The sequence below is a fragment of the Streptomyces sp. NPDC004561 genome, assembly GCF_053602155.1.
In genome coordinates this window covers 1-6,052 of sequence record NZ_JBSGDB010000500.1, presented here as the reverse complement: position 1 = coordinate 6,052, position 6,052 = coordinate 1, and the positions used below count along the sequence as shown (strand labels likewise).

Below are 6,052 nucleotides of genomic sequence, written 5' to 3'. Positions count from 1 at the left end.
GGCGAGGCTGTGTGGATTGCGGGGCGCCAGTCACGCGTCCCAGTCTCCTGTCCGTAGGTGACTCAGATGCGGAAGGTCACACGGTAGCCAGCCGCGCCCTACCTGCAAGCCCGGTCCTTCAGGGCCGGGTCAAGTTGACGAATCAGTCAGGCAGACGGTCCAGCAGCCAGGTGCACAGTTCCTCGGTGATGGCGGTGTGGCCGGTGTTGGCCGAGGCGCAGATGAAGTCGTCGGCATCGCTCTCCGACGGGTCGGCTTCGTCGATGTCGAGGTAGAGGTTCTTCTGCTGGTCGATGTCGCGGATGGAGACCGCGCTCACCGACGGGACGAAGCAGACGTGCTCGTGGCGCAGGTCGACCTGGGCGCCGAACTTCTCGAGCATGTCGGCGAGGATTCCGTACGACCGCAGGGTGCCGCCCGGTGCTCCGTCGGTCTCGGGGAAGCCGCTGGTGGTGATCGTCTTCTCGGCCTTGGGGAAGCGCCGCTTGAGGTCGGCGACGACGACGTCGCGGCCCTGCGCCTGGGTGGAAAAGACGGTGCCGGGGTAGATGCGCTGGACGCTGAGGGCGGTGTCGCCGGGCGGGATCTCCAGGCCGGTGCCGTCACCACGGCCGTTGGCGAGCGCCAGGATGCGGGGGATACGGGGCCAGGATCCGACCTCCTGCAGCTTCTGGAGGAACTCGGTGCGCTCGGGGGCAATGCCGATCGAGCCGGTGCTGGGGTCGTAGTGGCGCCAGAGCATCTGCCGGGCCGCGGGGCTGTTCATCTGCCGGGCGAAGTCGTTCGGGACCGGGATGAAGTGCGCGAACGCCTGGAGCCCGATGGGGATGACGGCGCCGCGGTGCGGGCTGTCGTAGGAGAAGTAGAGCCGTGCGCGGTGGTCGATGCCCTGCGCCTCCATCCTGGAGAGCGCATAACGGGTGATCAGACCACCCATGCTGAACCCGCCCACCGCCAGTCCGGCGTCGCCCGTCTGCTCGGCGAGCGTCCGCATGATCGCGGCCGTCGCAGCCTCCGCGTTGTCCAGGATGGAGGCCGTCCGCTCCTCGAAGCCGAGCAGGATCACGTCCCGGCCCCGCCTGCGCATCTCGGTGATCAGCGGGTGGCCGCCGTCGGCTCCGTTCAGGCCCTGGTACAGCCATTTCAGGTCGCTGCGGCCGAGGTTGAAGCCGTCGGCCATGATGACCGGCCGCATGATGCCCTGGTTGTGCTCGCCGTAGTAGACGTGGGCGAAGCCGTTCGGGAGCTGCCACTCGTCGTCGGGCTTGGGGACCGGTACCGGTCTCTTCGGTGCGGTGGCGAGCGGATCGCCGATGGTGAACTCGCCGACCTGCTGTTCGGCCGTCTCTTCGGACTGTGGGGACATGGGGTCGCTCCTCATGCACGTGGGGGCACGCGAGGGCAGCCGACAGCGCACAGGCGTACGTATCGGACTGCCGACGGTGTGGAGACACCCTCATGATCACCAGACCTTGGCGCTTTCATCGCGGGACGGTGGCGGTTTCACCCGTTCGCGGAAGGATCCGCCCGCTCGCCGAAGCGGTCGGCCCAGTGTCGGTGGAGCAGCCCGTGCGCATGTGCCACGCGGCGGTCTCGTCGGCCACTGCTCAGCCGGTGTCGATGGTCGGCTACGGGCGCTGGATCGTCCCGTCCGCCGAGATGCGGGCGGCGTCCGAGCCGAAGTCCTCCTCCGACACGTCGGAGACGAGGTCGATCCCGTCGCCGCCCGGCTCCGGTGTGCCCGGCGCCACGATCCGGGTCGGGCGCAGGCGGCCGGACGCGTAGGTGCCGTCGGCGCGGAGGGTGACTTGCAGTACGCCGCTGGTGGAGAGCGTGCCGCCGAGGCCGAGTACCTTGTACCCCGAGAAGTTGCCCAGGCTGTAGGCGATCAGTCGGCCCTTGTAGAACTCCATTCCCCGCATCACGTGCGGGCCGCTGCCCACGACGAGGTCGGCGCCGGCGTCGATCACCGCATGGCTGAAGCGGTGGCTGTCGCCGCGGTTCTCGCCGAGGAAGTACTCGGTTCCGGGCTCCACATGGGTGCGGTCCGAGCCCTCCGCGCCGGCGTGCATCGTGACGATCACGATGTCCGCCATCTTCGCGGCGCGAGCGGTGAGTCGCTGCGCCGCCGGGATGTCCGTGAGATCGTTGGCCCCTCGGTCGGGAGCGAACCCGACCAGTGCGACCCGGATGCCGTTGACCCGCTGGATGGTGATCTGGCCCAGGCGCCCGGTGAACGGCAGGTTCACCGAGCGCAGGGCTGCGAACGTCTGGCGCCGCCCCTCCGCCCCGAAGTCGTCGATGTGGTTGTTGGCCACGTTCATCACCGTGAATCCGGCCTTCTTGAGCCAGTGGCTGTAGGACGGAGGGGCGTGGAACGCGAAGCAGTTCGGGCTGTCGTCGTCGCACTTGCTGGAGCCGTCGGTGGTGAGCGTTCCCTCCAGGTTCCCGAGCACCACGTCACCGACGAGCAGGTCCTGGACAGGATCGAAGAACGAAGCGCCGTCGTCGGGCGGCAGATCGTCCGGCAGCGAACCCATGACGACGTCCCCTACGGCGGTGATCCGCACGTTGCCGGTGGGGCGGATCCGTACGGTAGGGCGCGGCGGTGCCGGCGCCCCGGACGCCGTGGTCCTGGTCGTCCGTAGAGGGGTCTGTGCGGAGCCGATGGACCTTTCACCCTCGGATCCGTCGTGGAAAACGAACGCCGCAACGACCACCACGCCGATCCCGACCAGGCTGAGGACGAACGGCCGGTGACGGCGCACGGCTTTCCACCGCTCACGCCGCTGCTGGGCGGATCCTCCGCCAGACCTGATCATCAGCTCATGTTACGAAATAACCGCCCATTCTTCGCGGAGATCAGCCACTGGCGTGTTCGGCGGCCGCCTGGCTTTCCCTGTGGACGTCAAGTCGATCCAGGAACACGAGGTACGCCGGTGGTCATGCGGGGTCCGCAACGGCAGGTGGCGATGGGTGTGGGACGGCGGGTGCCGGTGCGAACTGGGCGGCCTGGGCGTCGAACATCGCGGCGTAGCGCCCACCGGCAGCCATCAGTTCTTCATGACTGCCGTGTTCGGCCAGCCGGCCCTGGTGCAGGACGTAGATGCGGTCCGCGTGCCGGACGCCGGACATGCGGTGGGTGACCAGAACGACGGCCCTGTTCGGGGCGGCGAGCCGGCGGATGCGGTCGAAGGCGGCGATCTCCGCTTCCGGGTCGCGGGCGGACGTGGGCTCGTCCACGATGAGGACGCCGTCGGCCGCCGAGGTGGAGTCGCGCCAGTGGGTGCGGGCCAGGCCGATCTTCTGCCACTCGCCGCCTGACAGTTCGCTGGCGCCGCGGAACATGCGCGCCAGCAGGCTTTGCAGACCGTCGGGGAGTTTGCCGATGACGGGTCCGGCCCCGGCGTAGTCGACGGAAGGCTGCAGGTCCTGAGGGTCGGCCGCATGGGCGGGCCGGCCGATCCGGATGTTCAACGCCGCGGTGACGGGCCAGCGTTGAAAGTCCTGGGTGAGCAGTGCGACACGGTCGAAGAGGTGGGAGCGGTCCAGGGACACCATTTCGGCATCACCCCACAGCACGGTTCCGCTCTGGGGCAGCAGCAGACCGGACAGCACCTTCATCAGAGTGCTCTTGCCGGAGCCGTTCTCGCCGACCACGGCGGTGACCGAGCCCATGGGCAGCGCGAGCGACACACCGTCCAGTGCAGGGGTCTCGCGGTCCGGGTAATGGTAGGTGACCTTGTCGAGGACCACCTGCTTCACCCGCGTCGGCACGGGATCGCCGCCCTGGGGGATGGCCCGCTGTGCGGCCTCGTTCAGGAAGCGGGCGTGATCGCGGACGTAGAGGGACTCCTCGTGCAGCTGATTCACGTTCATCACCAGGGCGCCCAGGCTCGCCGAGCCGGAGCGGACGGCGATGACCGCCGTCCCGGCCACGGCCAGACTCATGTGTCCGCTCATGATGAGCAGGAACATGGTCCCGTACGTCGCCGCCATGGCCAGACCGGACATCGCGGCGGCGACCCACTCGGTGGTGGCCTTGCTGGAGGCCAGCCGCTCCTGCTCTGCCTCGGCGCTCTCGGCCATGCGTTTGTACCGGCTGAGCAGGAACGAGCCGACGGCGTGGATGCGCACCTCCTGAGCCGCGGTGCGCTCGGTCAGCAGATTGCCGATGAGGCGGCTGGCGCGTACGTGCTCGATCCAGCTCATCACCGACACATAGCGCTCTTGCGCCACGCGCATGGCGCCCCAACCACGTGGGGCGGCGATCAGGATCAGCATGGGCAGCAAGGCCGGGTGCAGAACGGTGAGCACGCCGGCCGTTGCGATCAATGAGATCGTGCCGTTCAGGGCGGCGACAGAGGCACTGATCATGCGGCGGGCGGAAGCCGCACCGTACTGGGCCACGTCGATCAGCCTGCGGAAGTCCGGGTCCTCGATGGCCTCCAGCTCGACCGAAGCGGCGGCGGCCAGGTACTGAGTCGTGGCGATCCGCTCGACGAGAGGTTCCAGGCGGCCCGCCCGTGAGGTGGACCATCCCGCGAGAGCGGAGTTCACCACCGCGATCCCCGCGGCGGCGAGCAGGCCCGGAATCACCGCGTGCAACCGCTGCACCGCCGTGCCGGAGCCGAGGAGTGCGTGCATGACCGCGTTCACCGCGAGCAGCCCGACGGCTGCCGTGATCCCTTGCCCGATCTCGCCGTAGGTGACGGCGAGCAAGGCACGCCGGTCCGCGGACCACGCCATCCGCAAGGTCGTCCCGACCAGCCTCGGCATGGAGCGCAGGGCGGACAGCATGGTCAGGTCGAGGCCCGCGTGCTCGTGTTGGGACCACCCCATGTCGTAGCGCAGAGGCCCCCCGAACAGCTCGTGTTCGGCATCGGAGACCTGTGGCTCGACCATCCGCACACGCCCGAAGAACCTCTTCACAGGGCACCTCCTCGCGCAGGCCGGCCAATCGCCCGGCAGGCGAGCGCGTGGGGGAGGTGCTCGGCAACGGCGGGGGTGCAGGGGGCGCGGTCCGGCGGAGGTTGCTCCGTCGACACCCAGTAAGTGCTCTCGTCCTCGCGGTCGTACGGCTCGCCCGCCCATGTCTGCGGCAAGGACACGCCGGTGATCGCAATCAACAGGGGGTGCTGCTCCTCGCAAGTCACCTGGATCCCTCCCCTGGGGCCGTGCCGCACCTGGATGGCTCGGCGTGCACGGTCTAACGACGCTCGGGGCCAATCGAACGCGCTCGATTCCGGACGCCAACGGCCCCGGTCGCAGCAAGGGCGCGTAGGCCTGGGCACCGTGCTGAGGCTGCCGTCCGGCGCTGCGCGGTGTCCGAAACGCCGATGCTTGAAATGCCTGTGGCGATTGAGGCTTTGGGCGCTGCCGTCCGGCCGCCTCCTGCGGAACGAGAGGCCCCGGACTCGGACTTGGCCGGTCCAGGTGAAGCTTTGTGCGGCATGGGGGGTGGGTGTCGGCACGTGGGCGGTAAGCGCGCGTCAACGCGGCCTGGCATGCGCCGATTAGAGCATTCGAACGAGTTAAATGTGAGGCTAAATCAGAGGTTAAGGATGCTAGGGTTGGTGCATGGCAACCGAGGAAGAGCTCTTCGCCTCCGTCGACGCGCTGCTGGAAGAGGAACCGCAGCTGCCGCCGCCCGCCGAACGAGCCCGGCTCCGCGAAGCAGCCGGCATCACTCAGGCACGCCTCGCGCAGGCACTGAAGACGACCACGCAGACCGTGAAGAACTGGGAGAACGGCCGTACCGAGCCGAAGCCTCCGCGCCTGGAGGCCTATCAGCGTCTGCTGAGCGGCTGGGCGGCGAAGTACCCGGCACACGGCACACCCGCCCCGGCCGCCATGCCCCAGTCGAAGCCGGAGCCGACGGTGGTCACGGACACGCCCGCCGCCCCCGCCGTACCCGAGACGCGGGCCGCTGTTCCGCCGGAGGCGCACGCAGAGCCGGGTGCGGCACAGCACTCGGCCGCTCGCCGTCCGGCGACGTCGGCGTCATGCCCGGTCACCAGCCGCTGCTCGGTGTGCTGGAGTCGGGCCCGGT

General features: G+C 69.1%; 3 protein-coding genes and 2 pseudogenes. 2 read left to right on the top strand and 3 right to left on the bottom strand.

The features are described from left to right. Nucleotides 1-142 precede the first annotated feature (142 nt). The 3 genes from ACWEN3_RS39020 to ACWEN3_RS39010 form a co-directional block, all read right to left on the bottom strand. The gene (locus tag ACWEN3_RS39020; protein WP_452981248.1) at nucleotides 143-1,366 is read right to left on the bottom strand and encodes an esterase/lipase family protein; all 1,224 of its coding nucleotides are present in this window, start codon (nucleotides 1,364-1,366) and stop codon (nucleotides 143-145) included. Nucleotides 1,367-1,628: 262 nt separating this feature from the next. Further along, nucleotides 1,629-2,822 carry a CapA family protein gene (locus ACWEN3_RS39015; RefSeq protein WP_452981245.1) on the bottom strand — a complete coding sequence of 398 codons (1,194 nt, stop codon included), beginning with the start codon at nucleotides 2,820-2,822 and terminating at the stop codon, nucleotides 1,629-1,631. Nucleotides 2,823-2,943: 121 nt separating this feature from the next. Further along, on the bottom strand, nucleotides 2,944-4,932 hold the full coding sequence (locus ACWEN3_RS39010; RefSeq protein WP_452981242.1) for an ABC transporter ATP-binding protein: 1,989 nt from the start codon (nucleotides 4,930-4,932) through the stop codon (nucleotides 2,944-2,946). 648 nt (nucleotides 4,933-5,580) lie between these two features. Between ACWEN3_RS39010 and ACWEN3_RS39005 the strand changes: the two are divergent. Both ACWEN3_RS39005 and ACWEN3_RS39000 read left to right on the top strand, forming a co-directional pair. Continuing rightward, nucleotides 5,581-5,742, top strand: a pseudogene (locus tag ACWEN3_RS39005) (helix-turn-helix domain-containing protein); the annotation flags it as partial. Nucleotides 5,743-5,972: 230 nt separating this feature from the next. Continuing rightward, nucleotides 5,973-6,052: pseudogene (locus tag ACWEN3_RS39000) on the top strand (F0F1 ATP synthase subunit epsilon); the annotation flags it as partial.